Below are 22,773 nucleotides of genomic sequence, written 5' to 3'. Positions count from 1 at the left end.
CTCAGATGACGCGGTCCGGCGCCTCGCGGCCTTCGAAAAACGCCGTCACATTCTCCACGACCTTCATCCCCATCGCCGTGCGCGTCTCTTCCGTCGCGCTGCCGAGATGCGGCAACAGAACGACATTCTCCATCCGTCGCAGCGCTTCCGGCACTTGCGGCTCCGTCTCGTAGACATCGAGCCCGGCGCCGCGGATCGTGCCGTTCGCAAGCGCCGCTGTCAGCGCCGCCTCATCGACGACATCGCCTCGCGCCGTATTGATGAGGAAAGCGCCCCGCTTCATTGCTGCAAACCGCTCTGCATTCATCAGATGCCGGTTCTCCGCTCCTCCAGGGCAATGGAGTGAAACGAAATCGGAAGCCGCGAGCACCTCTTCCACCGAACCAAGCTGACGCGCGCCGTAACGTGCCGCCTCCCCCGGGTCGACCTGCGAACGGTTATAGAACACGATGTCCATGCCGAAGCCAAAATGGCAGCGCTGCGCGAAAGCCTTGCCGATTCGCCCGAAGCCGATAATACCCACAGTCTTGCCGGTCACCTTCGTGCCGATCATATGCGTCGGGCACCAGCCCTTCCATTCGCCGGCACGCACCTGCCGCTCGCCCTCGCCGCCGCGACGGGCCACGGAAAGCAGAAGCAGCATGGCGATATCGGCAGTGCAATCGGTCAGTACCCCAGGCGTATTCGTCACCGCAATGCCTTTGGCCTTTGCGGTGGCAATATCGATGTGATTGAAACCCACCCCGAAATTACCGAGGATCTTCGTACGGATATCGCCGGCAAACACCGCTTCCGGCAGCTTGTCGGAAACGGTCGGCAGCACCGCGTCATGGTCCGCCAGCGCCTGGCGTAGCTCGCTTTCGCCGAGCGGCACATCATCCCTGTTGAGCGAGACATCGAAACGCTCTGCGAGCACGGCCTCTACCGAGGCGGGCCAGCGCCGGGTGACGAGAATGCGGGGTTTTGGCATGAATCTGGGTCCTCCATCCTTTACCTTTGGCTTAGGCCAAGAAGGCCAGGAATGGAATGGCCTTCAAACCCGCAAAGACTGCGATCTCGAACTGCGCAGGCCAAACGAAAGAAGCCCGGTCGATGACCGGGCTTCCATATCTGCCAGAGACTGAAATCAGTCGGCCTTCTGGAAGTAGCTGTACTTGCCGTCGTCGCCCTTCTTCCATTCGTACATGACGTAGCCCGGAAGCTTCGGGTCGCCCTTTTCGTCGAAGGAGATCTCGCCGAGAACGGTCGGGAACGGACCCTTTTCCTTCATGGCCGCGGCAACGGCTTCAGCGTCCGTAGAACCGGCAGCCTTGGCAGCAGCAGCGATCGTCTGCAGCGCAGCGTAGGAATAGAGCGTGTAAGCTTCCGGGTTGAAGCCGGCGGCCTTGAACTTCGCGACGAGGTCCTTGTTGGCCGGGTTGACAGTCGGATCCGGGCCGAAGGTGTTCAGCGTACCGGCAACGGCGTCACCAGCGATGGAGGCGAGTTCATTCGAGACGATACCGTCACCCGAAACGAGCGCTGCCTTCAGGCCCTGGTCGGCCGACTGGCGGATGATGAGACCGGCTTCGGTGTGCAGACCGCCCCAGTAGATGATCGAAACGCCGGCTTCCTTCATCTTTGCGATGAGAGCCGAGAAGTCCTTGTCGCCGACGTTGACGCCTTCGTACATGGCTTCGGTGACGCCAGCGGCATTCAGAGCCTTCTTGGTTTCGTCAGCGAGACCCTGGCCGTAAGGTGTCTTGTCGTGAATGACGGCGATCTTGGCGTCCTTGAAGTGGTCGGCCAGATACTTGCCGGCAATGGCGCCCTGCTGGTCGTCACGGCCGCAGGTGCGGAAGGTGTTCCACAGGCCACGCTCGGTGAAAACCGGGTTCGTAGCAGCCGGGGTGATTTCGAGSATGCCGTTTTCRGCGTAGACTTCGGAAGCCGGGATSGAAACGCCCGAGTTGAAGTGGCCGATWACGAACTTSACGCCGTCAGCARCGAACTTRTTCGCRACSGAGATGCCCTGCTTCGGGTCGGAAACGTCGTCGCCGAGCTCGATCTTGATCTGCTCGCCGTTGATGCCGCCAGCAGCGTTGATGTCGGCGGCTGCCTGCTCGGCACCCTTCTGAAGCTGTGCGCCGAACGCAGCGTTTGGACCCGTCAGCGGGCCGCCAACGCCGATCACGATGTCAGCTCGTGCGACGCCGCCGAACGCGACGATCGCCGTCAGTGCCACCGCTGACAAGAGAGACTTCTTCATATTGTTACTCCCAATTTTTGGGCGGGTTCTTCCAAGGCCCGACGCAAACCCCACCTTTGACTGCGCCGGGAAAGCTGTTCCGCTCTGAAGGCAATTCATGCCTAGTTTCAACGGGCTGTCAATGTTTCTCCTTCCACGAAAACGCGGAAGTTTTTTCGTACAGCCAGTAATAGTTGTTGACCATTTGATTGGTACGGCGATAGCGGAACCCGGCTGTCGAGAAGACCAGCAGAGTTACGAAATCGATGATGTAGAAGAGGGCGCTGAGCATCGGGCCGTCAAACAGCGCATGATGCAGGAACTGCATCGCCCAGGCGAGCAGGAAGGTGTAGACGACAACCAAGGAGTAGTTGTTCCAGCCGTCCGCAACCGCCCTGCCGGCGCGCCACGCCGTCCAGAAACCGATGAGCACAACGAGCGCTCGGATGACGAGCTTCACGCCGTTGTCGCTTTCGAAGAAAAGTCCCTGCATAATCAAACTCTCCCTTCTGCCGCGATCAATGCCGCCCGCCTTCGAGATAGGCAGCACGCACCTCAGGATTCGCAAGCAGTTCCTTGCCGCTGCCGCTCATCGTTACCTTGCCGTTGACCAGCACATAGGCCCGGTGCGACAGCTTGAGCGCTGCGAATGCGTTCTGCTCCACGAGGAAGACGGTCAGCCCCTCCTTCTCGTTCAGCATCTTGATGGCTTCGAAGATGCCCTTCACGATCAGCGGAGCGAGGCCGAGCGACGGTTCGTCGAGCAGCAGCAGCTTCGGGCGCGCCATCAGCGCGCGGCCGATCGAAAGCATCTGCTGTTCGCCACCCGAAAGCGTGCCGCCACGCTGCGACTGACGCTCCTTAAGACGCGGGAACATAACGAAAATCTTTTCTACATCCTCATGGAAGTATTTGAGATTATCGAGACCGGCGCCCATCTGGAGATTTTCCAGCACGGTCATTCGCGGAAAGATGCGTCGTCCTTCGGGCGACTGCGCGATGCGCAACCGCGCGATCTCATGCGTCGGCAGCTTGGTGATATCCTGGCCGTCGAAGACAATCGAGCCGGTACGGGCCTGGGGGCTCCCGCAGATCGTCATCATCAGCGTCGACTTGCCGGCGCCGTTGGCGCCGATCAGGCTGACGATTTCGCCCTTCTTCACCTCGACATCGATGCCGGCGAGCGCGCGAATATTGCCGTAATAGGTCTCGACGCCCTGAACCTTGAGAAGCTGTTCACCGGCCGCCATCAGATTGCGCCCCCTTCTACGGTCGCAATGACCTCTTCGACTTCTTCATCCTCGACACCAAGATAGGCTGCAATAACCCTCGGGTCGTTCTTCACGTGGTCGGGGCTTCCGTCGGAAATCTTCTGGCCGTATTCCAGAACGATGACGTGGTCGGAAATCTCCATGACGACCGACATGTCGTGCTCGATAAGCAGGATAGAAGTGCCGGTTTCGGTGCGAATGCCTTTCAGCAAGGCATTGAGCGCTGCCGATTCACGCGGATTGAGACCGGCAGCCGGCTCGTCGAGGCAAAGCAGCTCCGGACCGGTGCACATGGCGCGAGCGATTTCCAGACGACGCTGGGCGCCGTAAGGCAGGTCGCCGGCCGGATCGTCGGCGCGGTCGATAAGGTCGGCCTTCTCCAGCCAGTGGCGCGCAAGCTCGATGGCAGCAGCCGCTTCGCGCTTGTAGGGACCGATACCGAGCAGACCAAGCACCGTGAAGCCCGAAGCCTTCATCAGTTTGTTATGCTGGGCGACCAGCAGGTTTTCCAGAACGGTGAGGCCCGAGAACAGGCGGATATTCTGGAAGGTACGGGCAACCTTGGCTTCCTTGGTGATGCGGAAGTCCGGCAGGCGCTCGAGAAGGTACTGCTTGCCGCTGCTCTGCGTCAGCGTAATCATGCCCATCGTAGGCTTGTAAAAACCAGTGATGCAGTTGAAGACGGTCGTCTTGCCCGCACCGTTCGGGCCAATCAGCGCGGTGATTTCACCGCGCTTGGCCTCGAAGGAGAAGTCGTTGATGGCCATCAGGCCGCCGAACTTCATCGACAGGTGCTCGACCTTGAGCAAAGTGTCATTCGACATCGTGTTCTCGACAGGGCTCATCAACCGTGGCCCTCCTTGGTAAAGCTTCCGGATACCGCTTTGCGCTCTTTGAGGAAGGCAGTCGGCTCACGCGAGCCGACGAAACCGCGCGGCTTGAACAGCATGACAATGACCATGGCGAGGCCGAAGACCAGCATGCGATAGAGTTCGGGCGTGAATTCCGGTCCGAAACCGGGGATGATCGTCGTATTGCCCCATGTCAGACCGGTCTTGAGGAAGTCCAGTTCGCGCAGCATTTCGGTACCCCCGACCATGACGACGGCGGCGATCGCAATACCCGTCAGCGAACCCATGCCGCCGAGGACGACGATGGCGAGGATGACGGCCGATTCCAGGAACACGAAGGATTCCGGAGAAACGAATCCCTGACGGGCGGCGAAGAAGGAGCCGGCGAAACCGCCGAACATCGCACCGGTGGCAAAAGCAGTCAGCTTCGTCGTCACTGTATTGATGCCGAGCGATCGGCAGGCGATTTCGTCTTCGCGAAGCGCTTCCCATGCACGGCCAATCGGCATGCGCCGCAACCGGATCGTCACATAGGCGGTCAGCATGCAGAGCGCCAGGATGACGTAGAACAGAAAGATCTTGTAATAGGCCGATGACGACGGCAGTCCGAAGACCTTGGCGAAATTGTTCGCCTTGCCGACATCGAAGCTCCAGATGCCGAAGACCGATGCCTTGGCGATTCCGGAAATACCAAAGGTGCCCTTGGTGACTTCCGTCCAGTTGATGATGACCAGACGAATGATTTCACCGAAGGCAAGTGTGACGATCGCCAGATAGTCGCCGCGCAGGCGCAGCACCGGGAAACCGAGAATGACGCCCCAGAGAGCCGCAAAGATACCGGCGAGCGGCAGCAGAACCCAGAAGGACAGGCCGAAATGGGCCGAAAGCAGCGCATAGGAATATGCGCCGACTGCGTAAAAGGCGACATAACCGAGGTCGAGCAGGCCGGCGAGACCGACGACGATGTTCAGGCCCCAGGCGAGCATCACGTAGATGAGGATTTGGATGCCGAAATTGTCCACCCATTTCAGCGCCCCCTGCGGGCCGAGGAAATAGGCGGTTGCCAGCGGATAAACCACCAGGAAAAGCAGCGCGAACTTCAGGAAATGCGTCCGGAAGAAGCCTTTTTCCGTCGAGATCTCCAGATCGCCATGACGCGCCTTCAAAAGCTTGCGCTGATCAAGATGCGGCCTGACGAAAACGACCACGATGAAACGTCCGATGGCGGCGACCAGCACGAAAATGGCCAGCAGCCCCCAGCGCTGAACGACAATCAGCTCGTTGTTGATGTTCTGCTGCGTGCCGAGACCGACATAGAGAACGAACAGGCCAAGTGCGATGAGGCCGGAGAAGAAGGCTTCCCTAAGCCCCTTCTGGACAAGCCCGGCGTCGGACTTGCCAGCGGAAGTGTCGATGTTTGCCATGACTTATACCTTCTCGACTTCCGGCCGGCCGAGAATGCCCGTCGGCTTGAAGATCAGCACGAATGCAAGAATGGCGAAGGTAGCGACATCCTTGTACGCGATGGTGAAATAGGCCGACCACAGGGATTCGATGAGGCCGATCATCAGCCCGCCGAGAACAGCACCCGGCAGTGAGCCGATGCCGCCGAGAACGGCTGCAGTGAAGGCCTTGACGCCCGGGATGAAGCCATCGTTGAACGATGCGACACCATAGTACATCAGATACATCGTGCCGGCGACCGCCGCGAGTGCCGCACCCATGATGAAGGTGATGGAGATGGTCTGGTCAACATTGACGCCCAGAAGGGCGGCCATCTTGCGGTCCTGTTCGGTCGCGCGCTGAGCACGTCCGAGTGCCGTCTTGTTGACGAGATACCAGAAGGCAGCAAGCAGGACGACGGTCACGACAATGATGATGATCTGCTTCAGCGAGATCGAGAGACCACCAACATTATAGACCGTGCCAACGAGCGGCGGGATCGGCTTGTTGCGCGGACCCTGCGTCACCTGGATGAAGTTGGACAGCGTGATCGACATGCCGATCGCGGTAATCAGCGGCGCCAGGCGGAATGAACCGCGCAGCGGGCGGTAGGCGACGCGCTCGATCGTCCAGTTCCACAAACTCGTCATCAGCATCGCGACCACAAGCATCGCCAATAGCAGCACGGCTACCGGAAGACCTGCAAAGATGGATGTGAGAACGAGAAAGACGATAAGAGCAGCGAAACCACCAAGCATGAAAATATCGCCATGGGCGAAGTTGATCATGCCGATAATGCCGTAAACCATCGTATAGCCAATAGCCACAAGGCCATAGATGGATCCGAGAGTCAGCCCATTGAAGAGCTGCTGGACGAAATACTCCATATGTCATTTCCCCTGGATGCGAACCAAATTTAAGTTGCATCTCTTATTGGTTTTATCGCTCATGCTTTCACATGAGCCTCTAGCTCGCATTGCATAGCGGTTTCGTTGGAAATGTGAAGACAAAAAGGATTTACTGCGCCAGAATCTTGGGCAAACAGCGGTAAATGGCGCAATTCAAACCAAAATCCACACAAAAGCGGCATCGTTTGGCAATTTTTTAGCCAGATCCGGCTTTGTCAATTAATCTTTGTGCACTGGACCAAGCCAGAAACGCTCGCGTCGCGCGTAAACTGTTCCACAAGTAAGGAAGTTGACGAAATTTCAAACTCGAAGATGCTATTAATTGCAAATGCCATTTCACTGACCATTGCCGCTGACGGGTTCATGCAAATCCCGCGGGCCTGTGTTAATGTTACGGGATTCCGGCAAGGGGTGCGGCAACACCTCCGATAGACTATATATAGCGGCAGTAGTCTCAAGACGGATTTACGGGCGAACGGCAGGAATATGCTGAAGACATTCGAACGGGCGGCACTAGAAGCCGGCAAGGCCATCATAGAGGTCTTCTGCGACGGCTGCCCGGTGGAAATGAAGGCCGACGAAAGTCCGGTGACGATCGCCGACCAGGAGGCCGAGCGCATCATACTGGCGCATCTGCAACGCGATTTCCCCGAGATCCCCGTCATCGCCGAAGAATCAGTGGCTGCCGGCAAGGTGCCCGACATCGCCGGAAAGTCCTTCTTTCTCGTCGACCCGCTCGATGGCACCCGCGAATTCCTGGATAAGCGCCGGGAGTTTACCGTCAATATTGCCTATGTGGAAAATGGCATTCCAGTCGCCGGTATCGTCTACGCCCCGGCGCTGGGCATCGCTTTTTCCGGCGAACGCGGAAGCGCGGAAAAACTGGTAATCGACGAAAACTTTGCAGTAACGGAGCGAAACCTTATCAAGGTGCGCAAGCAGCCGGCAGAGAGCATGGCTCTTGCAAGCTTTCGCCACGATAGCCCCGAGACTGGCCTTTTCCTAGCCAGGCATGCCATCTCCAAATGCACCAACATCGGCTCCTCCCTGAAATTCTGTCTGCTGGCTGAAGGCAAGGCCGACGTCTACCCACGGTTCACCCGCACCATGGAGTGGGATACAGCGGCTGGCGATGCGGTGCTGCGCGCAGCCGGCGGATCGACTGTCACCATGGACGGCCAACCGCTCCTCTACGGCAAAACCGGTGCGGCTGCCGATTTCGACTTCGCAAATCCCCATTTCGTCTCTTGGGGCAGTACGAAACCTGCACCCGCGCAGGCGCAGTGATCCTAGAAAGTCGATGTCTTCCAACTTTTTTGCCGCAATATCCCTGCGGTCATCGGCGATCGGTTCTTCGATGTCTCCGGCCGGAAAAATCCCTGGGTACTTTCCAAAATCGGTCGTTCGATTGATTCGAAGGGCGCGCCCTTCCATTTTCCGATGGAATGTTTTCTTGCCACGTTCTCGCCACAATTGATGCCGCCGCCATCATGTGACTTCGGTAACATGTTGGCACACACAGACGCAATTATGGAATTAATCTTCTAATTACAGAATAGCGTCGCCGATAACTTTTCCCGCTCTTATCCCCTCACGCTGGACGGCAAATTCGATCTCGGCCGGACCATGATCTCTCAGGCGCCGTGGGCAATGGAGCGTTTTGGTACGGTGTAGCCCTCAACCATTACAACCGTCGTCTGCCGTCCCGAATCCGGTCAAACACCTAAGATTCCTAATAAAAACCCCGGTTGAAAAATAAAACTCCTGATTTTGCATAAACTTAACGCAACTGCGAAGTTTGCTGCGATGCGAAATTTCTCTGGACTCGGTTAAACAAATGTCGCAAATTTAGGATGTAGTAGGGTTAAACGTCGCCTAACATTCTGGCGCCTTAATGTGGCGCTAACCAAGCCATCTAATCACACCGCCGAAAGCTTCAAAATACAAAGGGTAGATCCTTGAGCGTCATGGACCTTAACAAGAGTATTTCTGAAGAGAGCTTTCGCGTTACGCCTGTTCGTCAGGGCAACGCGAGGTTCCCAGTTACCGCACTCGACAGCATCGTTCCGCCACCTGCCTCCGTGCAGTTCTTGATGAAGCGCGCCTTCGATATTTTTGCCTCGATCAGCGCGCTCGTCGTGCTTGCTCCACTGCTTCTCGCCGTCGCAGCCCTGATCAAGATGGACAGCCCCGGTCCAGTCCTCTTCAAGCAGACGCGCTGGGGCAAGAACTGCCGGGCCATCAAGGTCTACAAGTTCCGTTCCATGCGTACGGACATGCAGGATGTCAGCGGCGTTGCACAGACGGTCAAGAATGACCCACGTGTCACCCGCGTCGGCGCCTTCCTGCGTCGCTCTAACATTGATGAGCTCCCGCAGCTTCTCAACGTGCTGAAGGGTGACATGTCCGTTGTCGGACCGCGCTGCCATGCAATCGGCATGCGTGCCGGTGGCATGCTCTATGAAGAGCTGGTTCCGGAATATCATCACCGCCATGCCATGCGTCCGGGCATTACCGGCCTGGCGCAGATGCGCGGCCTGCGCGGCCCGACGGACCGCCCGGCCAAGGCGCGCGCCCGCATCGCCAGCGATCTCCACTATGTCGAGAACTTCTCGGTATTGATGGACATCCGCATCATCTTCGGAACGCTGATTTCCGAACTGAATGGCGGCAAAGGCTTCTGATTGGAAAAGAAGGGTATCGGCTGTTACAGCAGCCGATACCGAAATGCCCGGGCAACGGCCTGCATGCGGTTGACCGAATCCAGCTTGCGCATCGCGCTCTTCAGATATCCCACCACCGTATGAGACGAGAGATCGAGAATGATCGCGATCTCATCGCTGCTCTTGCCGGCAGCCGACCAGCGCAGACATTCGATCTCCCGCCGGGTCAGGCTTTCCGATGGCTGGTCTTCCGGCTTCTCGTCGCTCGGTAGCGTGTCCAGAAGCTCCATGCAGCCATACAGCAGCGCCATTGTTTCTTCGCGAGAGGGCATCGCCTGCGCGCCTGAAAAAGCGAAAATGTATTGTTTCAGGTCAGCGTCGTGCAGGGCGAAGGCAAAGGTATGCTTCAGTCCGTGCATCTGAAACATCGCGTTCAGACGGCGATTTTCCTGATTCGCTGCATTGCCACCAAAAGGGCCCTCCTCACAGAAGACAGGCATGATGGTTTGTTTCATGACTGCGACCAGCTTGCTGCAATAGAAGAGGTCCGCCTCCTCGTAAAAGTTGACGAGGCTCTGAGGCCAGTTGCTGATCAGCTTGTTTTCGAGAAAGGCCGTCCTGTCCCCACGCGGGAATACGGAAAACAGGTAGAACTCGAACCCCGCAGCTTTCGCCAGCTCGTCCAGGCGGTTTGCGCCGTCGACGGCGGAAACGCCCGCAGAACGGGCTCCAAAAGGCGAAAATGCAGCATCATCGGCGCAGTCGCGGACTGCGCGTTCACGTCTCTTCATTCTCTCGTTCCTTCACGGGCCTGGCTTCGGCTCGGTCTCGCAGCCGGCCGCGGGTTGGACGCGCCGGACGATCACGAAAGACGGCGATTGCCCCGCATCCGAAGGATACGAAGCATTCAAACGGCAATCTTCAATGATACTGCGAGAAGAACGGAGACGAAGTCTTTGCGCTCATGCTTATGTTGCAGCGCTTATAAATTGTCCGGAAAATAATATGTAACATTTATTCCGCATGGCTCCCATGCAGCCGGGTCAAACTGACGCAACGGCAGGAGCCGGCAAATCAGCCTCGGACGCGCGTCTAAAGTTGTTATCAAAGTCTTACGATGCGTTTAGGCAATTTTTAAATGTGGCAAGTTAGAGTGGCACCCGTGGTCTTGCGTTGTGTAGAGAGTCCAATGACCGAAATGATACGTCCCCGAGTAAAATATGTCATCGGCCCCGATGGCAGCCCCCTGACGATTGCGGATCTTCCGCCGCCCAATACGCGGCGCTGGGTCATCCGCCGGAAGGCAGAGGTTGTCGCGGCTGTGCGCGGTGGCCTGTTGAGCTTGGAAGAAGCCTGCGAGCGTTACACGCTCACTGTCGAAGAATTCCTTTCCTGGCAGTCCTCCATCAACAGCCACGGCCTTGCCGGCCTGCGCACCACGCGCATCCAGCAGTACCGCCACTGACCCCACTCCCTTCGATTTGATCATTTCGGGCCGGACGCATTTCCCTTGAGGGAATGAAGAAGGCCCGAAATCATTGCCGAGGCCGCGTAACACCAGAGGCCGGGCTGCGTGAACGCATTCGCAAGTCCTGTCGTCTTCGCCGCCGCAATCACGATCGCAACGAGCAGCACATCCATCATGGACCACTTGGACAGATGCGGCACGACGTTGCGATAAAACAAGCTGCCGGTGCTGCCGGCAGCCGTCAATTCAGCCGCGATCCCGATCATTTTCAAGACCGGCAGTACGATCGAGACGAGCCCTACCAGCGCTGCAAGCGCAACGTCGCCGCCATTCCAGAGCGAAACCACGATTTGCAGGAGCGACGGCGTCTCGTCGAAGAACCAGAGCTTCTCGAAACGGATAAGCGGAAGCACAAGGCCGAGCGCCAGCAGAAACGGCGCCGTCACCAATAGAACCGGCCGGATCACCAAAAGCCTGTTCAATTCCCGCCTCCCCTTTTGAACACACTGTCTCCCACCGCCACGGCTTGGCATGCCGATGCCGTCGTGTCACGTTCCCGACCACACAATTCGTCAGGAGACACGGACATGGATATCAGGATTGAGGAAAACACCTCCGGCGGCCGCTACGTTGCGGTGCTGGAAGGCCATGAAGCGGAAATGACTTATTCCCGGACATCGCCGAAACTCATCATCATCGATCATACCGGCGTGCCGGACGCTTTGCGTGGCAAAGGCGTCGGCCAGGCACTCGCCCTCCACGCGGTCGAGGCAGCCCGCCAGGGCGGCTGGAAGATAATTCCGCTCTGCCCCTTCTTCAAATCACAGGCGCAGCGCCATCCGGAATGGAACGACGTGGTAAACTGAAGAGGCCACCTCACACGACAGAAACACCAAAAGCCATGCATGACGGACACTTTGCCCGTCATGCATGGCTTCTGTGGTTATCCCCCAGGGCGCCGGGACCGGCGCCTGCAATATTCGTCAGGCCCGGGCGCGAACTGCGCCGTCGCGCTCTTCGAGCGCCGTTGCCCTGGCATATTCCGCCTGCATTTCCTCAAGCGCCAGTTCCAGCGCCTCCTCCTGAACCTTCAGTTCCTTGATCGAAACCTGAAGATTGTCGGCGCGCTGACGTGCGGCCTTGGCGAAGGTCGGATATGCAAAGTGATTCGGGTCGGAAATACCGGACTTCTTTTCCTCGACGACGATCTGGCTCTCCAGATCCTTCGTCATCCGTTCAAACTCGGACATCATCATCTGCAACTGCTGCAGCTGACGACGCTTTTCGTTAACCTGAAACTCTTTCAGGCGAACGAGGCTCTCTCGCGACTTCATACGCATTACTCCCGTGATGCGAGACCCCGGCTCAACTTGAAACCGCCCTTGCGCGCCGCTTTGACACGGTTTGCCGAAAAATTTCCTGCGATATTAACAAAAACCTACCGCTGGTAACCTTTCGTTTACGGGCATCGTTAATGATAGGTGAGATGATTTAAGGCTCGGTAAACACCAGGACAGGAAAACCGAACCTTTTCATTAGCGAGTCGGATGAATCACTTAGCTCGATTTCTTAATGTCAAAGTTGAGAACTGGGTTTCGAGATTCCCATTGGAAAACAGAGAAATGGAAAAATTATTTAATAAATTCGATACTCCTTGCCAGAGTGAATTAGAATTTGTTAACCATTTCGTGGCAGCTTCCAAATCACGTAGCTTATTCGGTATCGCGTAGGGGGCCATGCCACCTTTCGGCGGCGGTAAAGGGGATAATTATGCGGGTACTTCTCATCGAGGATGATAGCGCTACGGCGCAGAGCATCGAACTGATGCTCAAATCTGAGAGTTTTAATGTTTATACGACAGATCTCGGCGAAGAAGGCGTGGATCTGGGCAAGTTGTATGATTACGATATCATCCTTCTCGATCTGAACCTTCCCGACATGTCCGGATACGAAGTGCTGCGCACTCTCCGTCTGTCGAAGGTCAAGACTCCGATCCTGATCCTCTCGGGCATGGCCGGTATCGAAGACAAGGTTCGCGGTCTCGGCTTCGGTGCCGACGACTACATGACCAAGCCCTTCCACAAGGATGAGCTCGTCGCTCGCATCCATGCGATCGTCCGCCGCTCCAAGGGCCATGCACAGTCGGTTATCATGACCGGCGAACTGATCGTCAACCTCGATGCAAAAACCGTCGAAGTCGGCGGCCAGCGCGTTCACCTGACGGGCAAGGAATACCAGATGCTGGAGCTTCTCTCACTCCGCAAGGGCACCACGCTCACCAAGGAAATGTTCCTGAACCACCTTTATGGCGGTATGGACGAGCCCGAACTGAAGATCATCGACGTCTTCATCTGCAAGCTGCGCAAGAAGCTTGCAAATGCCGCCGGCGGCGCCAACTACATCGAAACCGTCTGGGGTCGCGGCTATGTGCTGCGCGAGCCCGATGGTGCCGAATACGCCGAAACCGCCTGATCCGCCAAATCCGCTTATCCCTAAAAATCCCGCCCTTGTGGCGGGATTTTTGTTTTGGTGCTCTATCCCGAAATGAAAAAGCCGCCCGGAAGGACGGCTTGCGTTAACGATTTGCGCAACCTGCTCAGGCGGCGATTGCGCGATTTCCGAACACGGCGGTGAGGATCTTGCGGTCGAATGGCTTCAGCAGGAAGTCGGTTGCCCCTGCCCGCTTGCCGGCCATAAGCTTCTTCAGGTCGGCTTCGATGACGCAATAGTAGATCTTCACCTCTTTGCCGCCGTCCAGGGCGCGGATGGCGGCGATGAGCTCGAGCGCCCCCTCCATACCTGAATCAACGATCAGATATTCGGGAAGCTCGGCCTGGCAGCGTTGCAGCGCCTCTTCGGCATTCGACGCTTCGCTGACCAGGAAATCGAGTTCGGAAAGGATTCGCTTGCCGACCTTGCGAACGATGTCCGAACTGTCGGTGATCATGAATCTCTGCATGGCGGCTCCTTATCCCTCGCGCTGTCTCCATCGAGGGCCTTCCTGACCTTCGAGGATAGGTTGATCAGGCTAAGGAATCGTTACCGCCGCTGCTTCGATCAGCAATTGGTAAACTACGCTGCAGCGATCTTGGCAGTGAAGATGATCTCTTCGGCGCTGACTTCGTGACCCAGAACCATGCCGCATTCTTCAGCCAGCAGCACGGTATAGTAGGGCTGGATCGAATGCGCATCGATAGCCTCTTCGACAGTGCCGGTAGCGATTTCGATGAACTTCGGCGGCATGCGCATCAGCTTGCCCTTGGCGACGAGCTTGAAGCTTGCATCGAATTCGGGATTTTCCAGAGTGATATCCAGATTGCCGCCGCGCGGTATGGAAGAATATGCGACGAGGAAAAGGTTCAGAAGGAGTTTGACCCTGTTCTTGGCGACGATCGCGCGCGGACCGCTCCAGGTCACCTCGGTCTTCTTTTCGGCCACAGCGAAATCCTTGGCCGCACGTTCGGCCTCACCGGTATCGATCGAGGCGCCGACGGAACCGGAAGCACCAAAGGCAAGGCGTGCGAATTTGAGACGGACCGAGGCATTCAGTGCGCTGGTGCGGATGAGATCCATCGCATCCGAATCTGCTCCGCCTTCGTCCAGAAGCTCCAGGCCGTTGTTGATGGCGCCGACTGGTGAGATCACGTCATGGCACACGCGGCTGCACAGAAGTGCTGCCAGGTCCGGACCGGACAGAGTGAGATTGGGGTTCTTGGACATCATCGTCTCCTGAGGGCGGCAGTGTCATTCCACCCGGTAGTGTGCCTGATCAAAATTGCGCGAAGTTTGCGACCGTACTCACCGCCATAATGACACCATATTTGGTAAACCGATTGTTAAGACGATCGGCGCAAAATGCATCAAATGCTAATACTCCTGACAATGACGAATGGATGACATCATGCGCCTCCAATTTCTCGGAAGATTTATCGGCTTCTGCAAGTTGCTGACCGCAATCGTGATCTCGTCGATGATGATTACAGGGCAGGCCGCAGCGCAGCAGAGCAACGGCCAGTATACAGTGCAGGAAATCGTCGATGCCGGTCATTCCTTCTTCGGCGAGACCAGCGGCGGCCTTGCCAAGGTCGTTGAAAGCGCCTTCCAGAAATATGGCCTGCCGAACGGCTATATTCTCGGCCAGGAAGGCGGCGGCGCCTTCATCGCCGGCCTGACCTACGGCGAAGGCCAGCTCAACACCAAGAATGCAGGCGAACACCCGCTCTACTGGCAGGGTCCGTCTCTCGGTCTTGACTACGGCGGCCAGGGCTCGCGCGTCATGATGCTGGTCTACGACCTGCCGTCCATCGATTCCATCTATGCCCGCTTCGGCGGCGTCAGCGGCTCGGCCTATGTCATCGCCGGCTTCGGCATGACGCTTCTCAAGAACAACAATGTTCTGGTCGTACCGATCCGCACCGGTGTCGGCGCCCGTCTCGGCATCAATGTCGGCTACCTGAAGGTCACCCCGAACCCGACGTGGAACCCCTTCTGAAAAGCTCAGATCAGCGCTAATATTCCTGGGAATATGGTCCTGCCGGCGCCCGCAGCCTTGCCGATGTGCCCCCTGCGTGCTTAATCAACGGACTGTATCAACCTTCGAAGCGATGGCCGCGCCGTGATCGAATATGCTCTTTTGTTCGGATTGGGTTTCCTGACCGCGGCCTTCCTCGTCTTTCTGGTCTCGCCTGCTGTCCATCGCCGCATCGTCTGGTACACCGAGAACCGCCTCAAGGCGACGATGCCGTTGAGCCCGCAGGAAGTGCGGGCGCAGAAGGACATGGTGCGCGCGCTCTACGCCGCTGAAAATGCCCGCACTGCGCAGGATCTGCAGCGCGAACGCGAGAAGTCGCTCTCCCTGCAGCTGCGCCATGACGCGCTCGCCGTCGATGCCGGCAGGCTGGCCTCCGAAGTCAACGAGGCACGCGCGCAGATCGGCGAAATGCAGGTGGAGGCCGCCGAGCAGCGTTCCCATCTTCGCAAGGACGAAAACTATATCAGCCAGCTGAAGACGAGCCTGCATATTGCCGAACAGGCTGGCTCCAACAAGGATAGCGAGCTGGAGACGCTGCGTGCGCGGCTTTCCAAGCTTGCAGAACAGGCCGACAGTCTGAAGATCGACCTTGCCGCCCGCGAGACTGAAGCTGAGAACCTGAAGTTTCGCGCCAATGCCATGCGCGACGAACGCGATACGATGCGCAAGGACGTGACCGTTCTGCAGAAGCGCGCCAAGGATGCCGAGCAGAAGCTCAGCCAGCAGCAGCACATGGTCATTCGCCTCGAGGACAAGGCCGCCCGAGAAACCGCCTCCGCCGCGGACAAAGAAGCCCTGCTCGGCCGCCGGCAGCAGGAAATCGCCAAGTTGAAGGACCAGCTGAAGGCGGCCAATGCCGAGCTGCGCAAGGTCACCAAGCTGCTGCGCGATGCCGGTCTTGCCAACGCTGTTGCCGATCTTCCCGCCGAAGCGAGCAGCGAAGCCGAAACCTCGGAACTCGATCTCACATCTATCACGGCGCAGATGAGCGACAATGTCCGCAGGCGCAGCGCGGCACTGGCAGATCACCTGCAGAAGGCAAGAAACAATACCAGTCGCGATGGTGCGCTTCGCGAGGAAATCACCTCGATCGCCGCCAGCATGGTGGCGCTTACGGCGCTCAACGAAGGTCCGTCCTCTCCGATCCTCTCCCTCCTGCCTGACAGCGGAGAGAAGAAGGGAGCGAACGACCGCGTGAATCTCGCTGACCGCGCAGCTGCGATCATCGCCGATCCGCAGCGCTGACCCCTGTCAGATTCGAGCCATAGCCGAAGATATGGCAAAGAGACCAATGCCGGTCGCTGTCGCCACGTTGAGACTGTCCAGCCCTTCAGATTGCGGAATGCGCGCAGTGCGAAAACGGGAAAGCACGGCCTCCGGCAGTCCCTCACCCTCGGTGCCGACGACGAGCGCCATGCGATCGGAAGCCGGTATCTGCCGGATATCCGTCTCGCCGCGTGGCGATAGCGTCCAGATTGCAAAGCCGCGCCCGGCGAGGCTCGAGAGAAGATCAAGCGCATTACCGCCGCGATGATAGGGCGTGCTGAGGACCGAGCCGACCGAAACGCGCAACGCCTTGCGGTAGAGCGGATCGCAGCAGGTCTCATCAAACAGGATCGCATCCGCTTTGAAGGCAGCGGCGTTGCGAAACATCGAGCCGGCATTGTCGTGGTTGGAAATGCCGCAGCCGACGAGGACAAGCGCCCGACCAGGCAGCGCGTCGAGAAGGACACTTTCCGCTGCCTGCTCCCGGCGGCCAAGGGCGAGCACGCCGCGATGCATGTTGAAGCCGACGATACCATCAAGAACGTCGCCATCCGCCACATAGACCGGCACGTCATCGGGAAAGCGTTCGAGAATCTCGGACACTCCGTCGAGCCGATTGCGCAGCAGCAGGATCTTCTCGGCCGAAAATCCCCTGCGCGCCGCATGCGCTTCGGCAAGCATGCGCAGCACGACCGTGCCTTCGGCGATGAAGCGGTTCTGCCGGCCAGTCAGGTCGCGTTCGCGAATATCGCGAAATTCCGCAATCCGCGGATCCTCGGGACTTTCGATCGTGTGCGGTATCGCGGCCATACCGGCCTCAATTGCCCGACAGCGTGATGTCGGCCACGATGCGGCTCGCCTTGATGTCGAAGACCAGCGCCTTGCGCTTGCCATTGACATCAGTGCCGTAAAACAGGATCTGCCCGCCCGAAAGCGACGTTTGCTCGATCTTGAAGCCAAGCGGCAGCGAAGCCGTTACCGCCACCGGCGCGTCCGAAGGCACGCCCGAAGAGTTGGTCGATGCTGTGGCCTGGGATGGCTCCGTGCGCGTCACCTTGTAGACAACGGCACCGAAGACCGCCATAAGGCTCACGAACATGATGGCGCCCGAGACGATCTGCAGGCGAACCATCTTGCGCCGGACATTTTCCATAGCCGGGTCAAGGGGCTTTTCTTCCTGCTCATCGTCAGCTGGCTCGAATTTCGTCATCTATGGCGTCCCGTTCTAAAAATACGTCGGAGAAGAAGCGTCTTGAGCGACCCCTTTAAACAAGCAGATGACAATAGAAAAGTCCTGACCGCTGACGAGACCGCCGAAGGCCGCCTGGACGCCTGGCTGACAGCACAGGTCGGCGAGGAGTTTTCCCGCAGCCGCATCAAGGCGCTGATCAAGGATGGCCAGGTTCTTTTGAAGGGCGCACCGGTTACCGATCCGCAACGAAAGGTGCGGGCCGGCGACAGCTACGAGATCACCTTGCCGGAGCCCGAAGATCCGGCGCCAAAGGGCGAGAATATCCCGCTCGATATCCTCTATGAGGATGAAGACGTGATCGTCATTTCCAAGCCGGCCGGCCTCGTCGTCCATCCTGGCCCCGGCAACTGGACAGGCACGCTCGTCAACGCGCTGATCCACCATTGCGGCGACACCCTCTCAGGCATCGGCGGCGTGCGGCGCCCCGGCATCGTTCACCGCCTCGACAAGGATACGACCGGCGTCATGGTCGTCGCCAAGAACGATATGGCACATCGCCATCTTTCGCTGCAGTTTGCCGATCACGGCCGCACCATGCCGCTGGAACGCGCCTATCAGGCGATCGTCTGGGGGCGTCCGCGCTCGCTCTCGGGAACGATCGACGCGCCGCTCGGCCGTGCCACCGGCGATCGCACCCGCCGCGCCGTCAAGCGCCCCGAAAACGAAAGCGCCGACGAAGCGATCACCCATTACGAAGTGCTCGAGCGCTTCCATGAAAGCCCGGATGCGAGCGCGCTTGCCTCCCTCGTCGAATGCCACCTGGAAACCGGCCGCACGCACCAGATCCGCGTCCACATGGCACACATCGGCCATCCGTTGCTGGGCGATGCCGTCTACGGCGCCGGCTTCAGGACCAAGGCCAATCTTCTGCCCGACGAGGCCCGCAAGATCGTCAAAGCGTTCGACCGCCAGGCGCTGCATGCCTACATGCTGCAATTCGAGCATCCGCGCACAGGCAAGGTGATGCATTTCGAAGTAGCGCTGCCGGATGACATGGTGGAGCTCGCTGACGCCTTGCGCGGATGAGCGATAGTCGCTGTTACTTCTTGGAGCCGGCGCCCAGAACCCGATGCGTGGCGTTATCGAGGGCGTGGCTGGTGTCGCGCCCGTCCTGTGCAAGTCCCCTTGCAGTGTTGCCGCAGGATGTAAGAGTAGTGGAAAGCGAAAGCAGCAGTATGGCGGCAAAGGCTGATCTGATCATCTGGTTCCCCTCATGAAAGCGCCTGGGGCAAGAGTGCCGACGCCACCGGAAAAATGCGGCAGCAGCCAATAAAATCAATGCCTCCGGCTCACTCTGGCCGAGCCCGGATAACGCCCTCGTGAACGCCGGGGCGACCTTGAATCCCTGTTTCGCCATACTTATCTGTACATAGACTTATTGCGGGCTTGGAGAGAGCCGCATGTCCCGGTTTGCCTTTAGCGCGAGGGCGCGTTCCATCGGGAACCGGAATCCATATAAGGAGGGTGCATCATGGCCCGAAATAACTTGCCGTCCATTACCGCCGGCGAAGCCGGTCTCAATCGTTACCTCGACGAAATCCGTAAATTTCCGATGCTGGAGCCGCAGGAAGAGTACATGCTCGCCAAGCGTTACTCAGAACACGGCGATCGCGATGCAGCACACAGGCTCGTCACCAGCCACCTTCGCCTTGTTGCGAAGATCGCCATGGGCTATCGCGGCTACGGCCTGCCGATCGGTGAAGTCGTGTCCGAAGGTAACGTCGGCCTCATGCAGGCCGTCAAGAAGTTCGATCCGGAACGTGGTTTCCGTCTTGCCACCTATGCAATGTGGTGGATCAAGGCCTCGATCCAGGAATATATCCTGCGCTCATGGTCTCTGGTGAAGATGGGTACGACTGCGAACCAGAAGCGCCTGTTCTTCAACCTGCGCCGCCTGAAGGGCCGTATCCAGGCCATCGATGACGGCGACCTGAAGCCGGAGCATGTGACCGAGATCGCGACAAAGCTGAACGTCTCCGAGGAAGAGGTCGTTTCGATGAACCGCCGCCTTTCCGGCGACGCATCGCTGAACGCTCCCATCAAGGCCTCCGAAGGTGATAGCGGCCAGTGGCAGGATTGGCTCGTGGACGACCATGACAGCCAGGAAGACGTGCTGATCGAGCAGGATGAGCTCGATACCCGTCGCCGCATGCTGTCGAAGGCCATGAGCGTGCTGAACGACCGCGAACGCCGTATCTTCGAGGCCCGCCGCCTCGCCGAAGATCCGGTGACGCTGGAAGACCTTTCGGCCGAGTTCGACATCAGCCGCGAGCGCGTCCGCCAGATCGAAGTCCGTGCCTTTGAAAAGGTGCAGGATGCGGTCCGCAAGGACGCGCTGGAGCGTGCCAAGGCAGTGCGTGTGGTCGAAGCCACCGCATAAGCTGGTTCGGCATTCGAAATCAGAAAGGCGGGTCCTTGCGGCCCGCCTTTTATTTTGCGTGATTTCCGAGGTTCGGGCGACTGGCCTTACTGGCTTGTCGAGAGGTCTCCGAGCGCCGTCCATTCCTTGATTGCCGTGTTGAAGGCATCTCCACCTGTGGCGCCCTTCTGCATGGTCAAAAGCGCACGGCGGCCGTTGCGATAGGTGATCGGAATGTCGATCCAGTCACGTGTGGCAAGCAGGTCCAGGTTGGCCTTGCGCGCATCCGGATAGTCATTCAGCGCGATCATGTGGAAATCGTCGGTGATCTTGGCCGGCACTGCGATCAACGGATCGCCGCGATCCTGCTCCGTGCGCTTCATCGAGATGCGCTGAACGCTGTCGATGCTGCCGCCTTCGAAATTCGGCGGAACGGAGAAGACGATTTCAACGAGATGGCTTGCGGGCAGCGACGGGTCAGAATTGCGCTTGAAGGTCACCAGCGCCGAAAGATTGCGCTCCGGCACGGTGACGTTGCCCTGCACGGTCGCTTCCTGGCGGCCATCCTGTCCTGCTTCATGCTGCACGGTCCAGACGACCGAACCCTGGATCGCCGTCGGCGAGCTTTCACCGATCCGCTCTTCATAGAGGAACATCTTTTCCGTAGCGCCGATCGGCGTGTTCTGCGCAGCAGGTGCGGCTGCAGGGCCATTCGGCGTCAAGTTTTCCGCAGGCGCAGCATCGGACTGGACGCTCGGCGAGCTGGTATCGGCTGCGGCGACGTTCTGCTCGGCAACCGACTTGCCTTCCGCCGTCGGCGTTCCCGGTACGGCTGCCGGACCGTTGTCGACTTCGGTACCATCGGCGAGCAGCCGCTGTGTGAACTTGCTATTGGCAGCCGAACCGTCCAGCGAGGCAACCTCCTGGTTGGGTCGCGCCGGCGGTGTTGTAGCACTGTGATCTGGCGACTGGGTCGTGGCCGGCGCGCTGTTTTGCTGCGCCGGAGGTGTCGTCGCCGGCGTTGCCGTATCATCACGCGCCGCCTGTGACGGTGCGGAGCTGACGAGACCATCGACCATTTCCATCACCGCCTGGCGGTTCATCCAGCCGGCATAGGCGCCGCCGCCAAGGATGCCCAGCGTCACAAGGACGGCCAGGATCGTGCCGATGCCGAAGCGGCGGCGCTTGGGCTCCATGCGGAAGCTCTTGCCCTGCAGCTTGGAAGCGACGATCTGGTCCAGATCCATCGGCGGATTGCTGTCATCGTCATCGGCGGCAGCATTGCGGCGGTCGTAGCCACGCAGCGCACGCGCCTCGCGCCAGTCTTCGCTCGGCGTCGCGGCCGGTGCGGGAGCTGCAGAAGCGGAACCATTGCCGGCATGCACTTCCGCAAAGATATCGACGTCGTCGAAATGCGCGGAAGCTGGTGTCTTCTTGTCCGTGCCTGCCTCGATCGGCGGCAGATCGTCGAAAGCGGCAGCTTCCCAGGAGAAGTTTTCCTTGGCTGCCGGCATGACGGCCGGCGAACCACCATTTCCGAGCGTCGAGATTTCATCGAAAGCGCGTGCCGAAGCATCGGCGGGAACGGCAGGCGCGGTCTCGGCATAGGAATGGAGCTCTTCGCGCGCCCATTCGGTCTCGGCCTCCTGCGGCAAAGGTGCGGGCGTGTCGGCAGCCGGCTCGGACCACATGCGATCGAAATGCGCTGCTGCATCCACTGCAACCGGTTCTTCGCGCGCGTGCTCGATGAAGTCGCTGGTTTGCGCCTGCGATTGCGGCTCGAAATCGGCCATCGGCTCAACGAGCCGATTGGACGCACGGTCTAGGCCACGCGAAGCCGGCTGATGATCGTCCTCGCGCTGAAGCTCCTCTTCAACCTCATGGGTGGTTTCGGCCACCGGCTCGGCAGCGACCTCTTCAGGCCGGCCTTCCGCTGGATAATATTCTTCCGCCGGCTCATGACGGCTCTCGGGCTCGGCATGAATCTCTGCCTGCTCCGGGGCACGCCATTCTTCTGCAGGCGCTTCTTCCTCATGAGGCGGATGCCATTCAGCATGCTCGGGCACCACCTCCTCGGCGGGAGCGGCCGCCTGAACGACCTCTTCCGGCTCGGCAGGCTGCTCGCTGGCGGTATCTTCTACGCCCTGCCGCTCATCGCTCTCGTAGACAGGTGCCTCGGCAACGGGAGCCGCCTCTGCGACAGGCTCATGCTCTGCCGCAGGCTCTTCGTGGATTTCGGGTTCCAGAGCGGCTGCAATCGGTTCGTCGATCGGCCCCGCTTCTGAATGTTCACCCTCGACTTCGCGGATTGCGGCCTCGAGCTTTTCAAGCTGGCGCTGCAGCATGGCTTCCGGCGGACGCGGCTTCATGTTCTCGAGCTGCCGCTGCACCGCGCCGCGCGCACGCTCGTAGACCTTCACCCGCATCTCGGGGGTATTTTCAGACAGGCCGTCGACCGCCCGCCGAATAACTGCAATAAAATCCGCCATCAGTACTTTCTCAAGAAGTCCGGCATACTCCCGAACGGTCGCCTT

General features: G+C 58.9%; 25 protein-coding genes. 9 read left to right on the top strand and 16 right to left on the bottom strand.

Annotation, left to right across the window (positions count from 1 at the left end; translation table 11 throughout):
* Position 1: 1 nt before the first annotated feature.
* The 7 genes from AC1DF8_RS21175 to AC1DF8_RS21145 form a co-directional block, all read right to left on the bottom strand.
* Positions 2-970, bottom strand: coding sequence for a 2-hydroxyacid dehydrogenase (locus AC1DF8_RS21175; RefSeq protein ID WP_478154821.1), 969 nt, complete (start codon positions 968-970; stop codon positions 2-4).
* Positions 971-1,126: 156 nt separating this feature from the next.
* Complete coding sequence (locus AC1DF8_RS21170) at positions 1,127-2,248, bottom strand: branched-chain amino acid ABC transporter substrate-binding protein (RefSeq protein WP_478154819.1); 1,122 nt, start codon at positions 2,246-2,248, stop codon at positions 1,127-1,129.
* Positions 2,249-2,366: 118 nt separating this feature from the next.
* Complete coding sequence (locus AC1DF8_RS21165; RefSeq protein ID WP_112543990.1) at positions 2,367-2,720, bottom strand: DUF6867 family protein; 354 nt, start codon at positions 2,718-2,720, stop codon at positions 2,367-2,369.
* Positions 2,721-2,745: 25 nt separating this feature from the next.
* Positions 2,746-3,477, bottom strand: coding sequence for an ABC transporter ATP-binding protein (locus AC1DF8_RS21160; protein WP_112543989.1), 732 nt, complete (start codon positions 3,475-3,477; stop codon positions 2,746-2,748).
* The gene (locus tag AC1DF8_RS21155; RefSeq protein ID WP_112543988.1) at positions 3,477-4,343 is read right to left on the bottom strand and encodes an ABC transporter ATP-binding protein; all 867 of its coding nucleotides are present in this window, start codon (positions 4,341-4,343) and stop codon (positions 3,477-3,479) included. Before AC1DF8_RS21155 ends, AC1DF8_RS21160 begins: the two co-directional genes overlap by 1 nt.
* The gene (livM, locus tag AC1DF8_RS21150; protein ID WP_478154816.1) at positions 4,343-5,773 is read right to left on the bottom strand and encodes a high-affinity branched-chain amino acid ABC transporter permease LivM; all 1,431 of its coding nucleotides are present in this window, start codon (positions 5,771-5,773) and stop codon (positions 4,343-4,345) included. Before livM ends, AC1DF8_RS21155 begins: the two co-directional genes overlap by 1 nt.
* A gap of 3 nt (positions 5,774-5,776) precedes the next feature.
* On the bottom strand, positions 5,777-6,679 hold the full coding sequence (locus AC1DF8_RS21145) for a branched-chain amino acid ABC transporter permease (protein WP_029869102.1): 903 nt from the start codon (positions 6,677-6,679) through the stop codon (positions 5,777-5,779).
* Positions 6,680-7,186: 507 nt separating this feature from the next.
* On the opposite strand from AC1DF8_RS21145, the gene cysQ reads away from it, so the two are divergent.
* Complete coding sequence (gene cysQ, locus AC1DF8_RS21140; protein ID WP_478154815.1) at positions 7,187-7,987, top strand: 3'(2'),5'-bisphosphate nucleotidase CysQ; 801 nt, start codon at positions 7,187-7,189, stop codon at positions 7,985-7,987.
* Between the two features lie 680 nt (positions 7,988-8,667).
* The gene (locus tag AC1DF8_RS21135; RefSeq protein ID WP_112543986.1) at positions 8,668-9,384 is read left to right on the top strand and encodes a sugar transferase; all 717 of its coding nucleotides are present in this window, start codon (positions 8,668-8,670) and stop codon (positions 9,382-9,384) included.
* A gap of 23 nt (positions 9,385-9,407) precedes the next feature.
* Here the strand turns inward: AC1DF8_RS21135 and AC1DF8_RS21130 are convergent, their stop codons facing one another.
* A complete protein-coding gene (locus tag AC1DF8_RS21130) occupies positions 9,408-10,154 on the bottom strand; it encodes a LuxR C-terminal-related transcriptional regulator (RefSeq protein WP_478154814.1) in 747 nt (248 codons plus the stop codon).
* 398 nt (positions 10,155-10,552) lie between these two features.
* Here AC1DF8_RS21130 and sciP point away from each other — a divergent pair, with 398 nt between their 5' ends.
* Positions 10,553-10,828, top strand: a complete 276-nt coding sequence (sciP, locus tag AC1DF8_RS21125) for a CtrA inhibitor SciP (protein ID WP_007533628.1) — start codon at positions 10,553-10,555, stop codon at positions 10,826-10,828.
* 20 nt (positions 10,829-10,848) lie between these two features.
* Here sciP and AC1DF8_RS21120 read toward each other — a convergent pair whose 3' ends face one another.
* On the bottom strand, positions 10,849-11,364 hold the full coding sequence (locus tag AC1DF8_RS21120) for a paraquat-inducible protein A (RefSeq protein WP_478154811.1): 516 nt from the start codon (positions 11,362-11,364) through the stop codon (positions 10,849-10,851).
* 54 nt (positions 11,365-11,418) lie between these two features.
* Between AC1DF8_RS21120 and AC1DF8_RS21115 the strand changes: the two genes are divergently transcribed.
* A complete protein-coding gene (locus AC1DF8_RS21115) occupies positions 11,419-11,697 on the top strand; it encodes a GNAT family N-acetyltransferase (RefSeq protein ID WP_112971184.1) in 279 nt (92 codons plus the stop codon).
* Between the two features lie 117 nt (positions 11,698-11,814).
* Here AC1DF8_RS21115 and AC1DF8_RS21110 read toward each other — a convergent pair whose 3' ends face one another.
* A complete protein-coding gene (locus AC1DF8_RS21110) occupies positions 11,815-12,165 on the bottom strand; it encodes a flagellar export protein FliJ (RefSeq protein ID WP_112543982.1) in 351 nt (116 codons plus the stop codon).
* Between the two features lie 436 nt (positions 12,166-12,601).
* Here AC1DF8_RS21110 and ctrA point away from each other — a divergent pair, with 436 nt between their 5' ends.
* Positions 12,602-13,303 (top strand): response regulator transcription factor CtrA, encoded by a 702-nt coding sequence (gene ctrA / locus AC1DF8_RS21105; protein WP_003542362.1) that lies wholly within the window; start codon positions 12,602-12,604, stop codon positions 13,301-13,303.
* A 124-nt stretch (positions 13,304-13,427) separates the two neighbouring features.
* On the opposite strand, the gene AC1DF8_RS21100 is transcribed toward ctrA, so the two are convergent.
* Both AC1DF8_RS21100 and chpT read right to left on the bottom strand, forming a co-directional pair.
* Positions 13,428-13,790, bottom strand: coding sequence for a response regulator (locus tag AC1DF8_RS21100; RefSeq protein WP_112543981.1), 363 nt, complete (start codon positions 13,788-13,790; stop codon positions 13,428-13,430).
* Positions 13,791-13,903: 113 nt separating this feature from the next.
* Positions 13,904-14,554 carry a histidine phosphotransferase ChpT gene (gene chpT, locus AC1DF8_RS21095; RefSeq protein WP_183878247.1) on the bottom strand — a complete coding sequence of 217 codons (651 nt, stop codon included), beginning with the start codon at positions 14,552-14,554 and terminating at the stop codon, positions 13,904-13,906.
* Between the two features lie 178 nt (positions 14,555-14,732).
* On the opposite strand from chpT, the gene AC1DF8_RS21090 reads away from it, so the two are divergent.
* Positions 14,733-15,323, top strand: a complete 591-nt coding sequence (locus AC1DF8_RS21090; protein WP_112971197.1) for a DUF1134 domain-containing protein — start codon at positions 14,733-14,735, stop codon at positions 15,321-15,323.
* A gap of 123 nt (positions 15,324-15,446) precedes the next feature.
* Positions 15,447-16,607: a coiled-coil domain-containing protein gene (locus tag AC1DF8_RS21085; RefSeq protein WP_113116680.1), complete on the top strand. Its 1,161-nt coding sequence runs from the start codon at positions 15,447-15,449 to the stop codon at positions 16,605-16,607.
* 6 nt (positions 16,608-16,613) lie between these two features.
* Here the strand turns inward: AC1DF8_RS21085 and AC1DF8_RS21080 are convergent, their stop codons facing one another.
* Both AC1DF8_RS21080 and AC1DF8_RS21075 read right to left on the bottom strand, forming a co-directional pair.
* Positions 16,614-17,438, bottom strand: a complete 825-nt coding sequence (locus AC1DF8_RS21080) for a TrmH family RNA methyltransferase (protein ID WP_478154807.1) — start codon at positions 17,436-17,438, stop codon at positions 16,614-16,616.
* Positions 17,439-17,445: 7 nt separating this feature from the next.
* A complete protein-coding gene (locus tag AC1DF8_RS21075; RefSeq protein ID WP_112543977.1) occupies positions 17,446-17,838 on the bottom strand; it encodes a hypothetical protein in 393 nt (130 codons plus the stop codon).
* A 42-nt stretch (positions 17,839-17,880) separates the two neighbouring features.
* On the opposite strand from AC1DF8_RS21075, the gene AC1DF8_RS21070 reads away from it, so the two are divergent.
* Positions 17,881-18,906 carry an RluA family pseudouridine synthase gene (locus tag AC1DF8_RS21070; RefSeq protein WP_112971188.1) on the top strand — a complete coding sequence of 342 codons (1,026 nt, stop codon included), beginning with the start codon at positions 17,881-17,883 and terminating at the stop codon, positions 18,904-18,906.
* A gap of 13 nt (positions 18,907-18,919) precedes the next feature.
* On the opposite strand, the gene AC1DF8_RS21065 is transcribed toward AC1DF8_RS21070, so the two are convergent.
* On the bottom strand, positions 18,920-19,081 hold the full coding sequence (locus AC1DF8_RS21065) for an entericidin (RefSeq protein WP_478154804.1): 162 nt from the start codon (positions 19,079-19,081) through the stop codon (positions 18,920-18,922).
* Between the two features lie 270 nt (positions 19,082-19,351).
* Here AC1DF8_RS21065 and rpoH point away from each other — a divergent pair, with 270 nt between their 5' ends.
* Positions 19,352-20,260: an RNA polymerase sigma factor RpoH gene (rpoH, locus tag AC1DF8_RS21060; RefSeq protein ID WP_478154802.1), complete on the top strand. Its 909-nt coding sequence runs from the start codon at positions 19,352-19,354 to the stop codon at positions 20,258-20,260.
* A gap of 86 nt (positions 20,261-20,346) precedes the next feature.
* Here rpoH and AC1DF8_RS21055 read toward each other — a convergent pair whose 3' ends face one another.
* Positions 20,347-22,728 (bottom strand): ribonuclease E domain-containing protein, encoded by a 2,382-nt coding sequence (locus AC1DF8_RS21055; protein WP_113209885.1) that lies wholly within the window; start codon positions 22,726-22,728, stop codon positions 20,347-20,349.
* Positions 22,729-22,773: the final 45 nt, after the last annotated feature.

The organism is Rhizobium sp. 05N49 (assembly GCF_056396805.1).
This window is presented reverse-complemented; position numbering and strand designations above follow the sequence as displayed.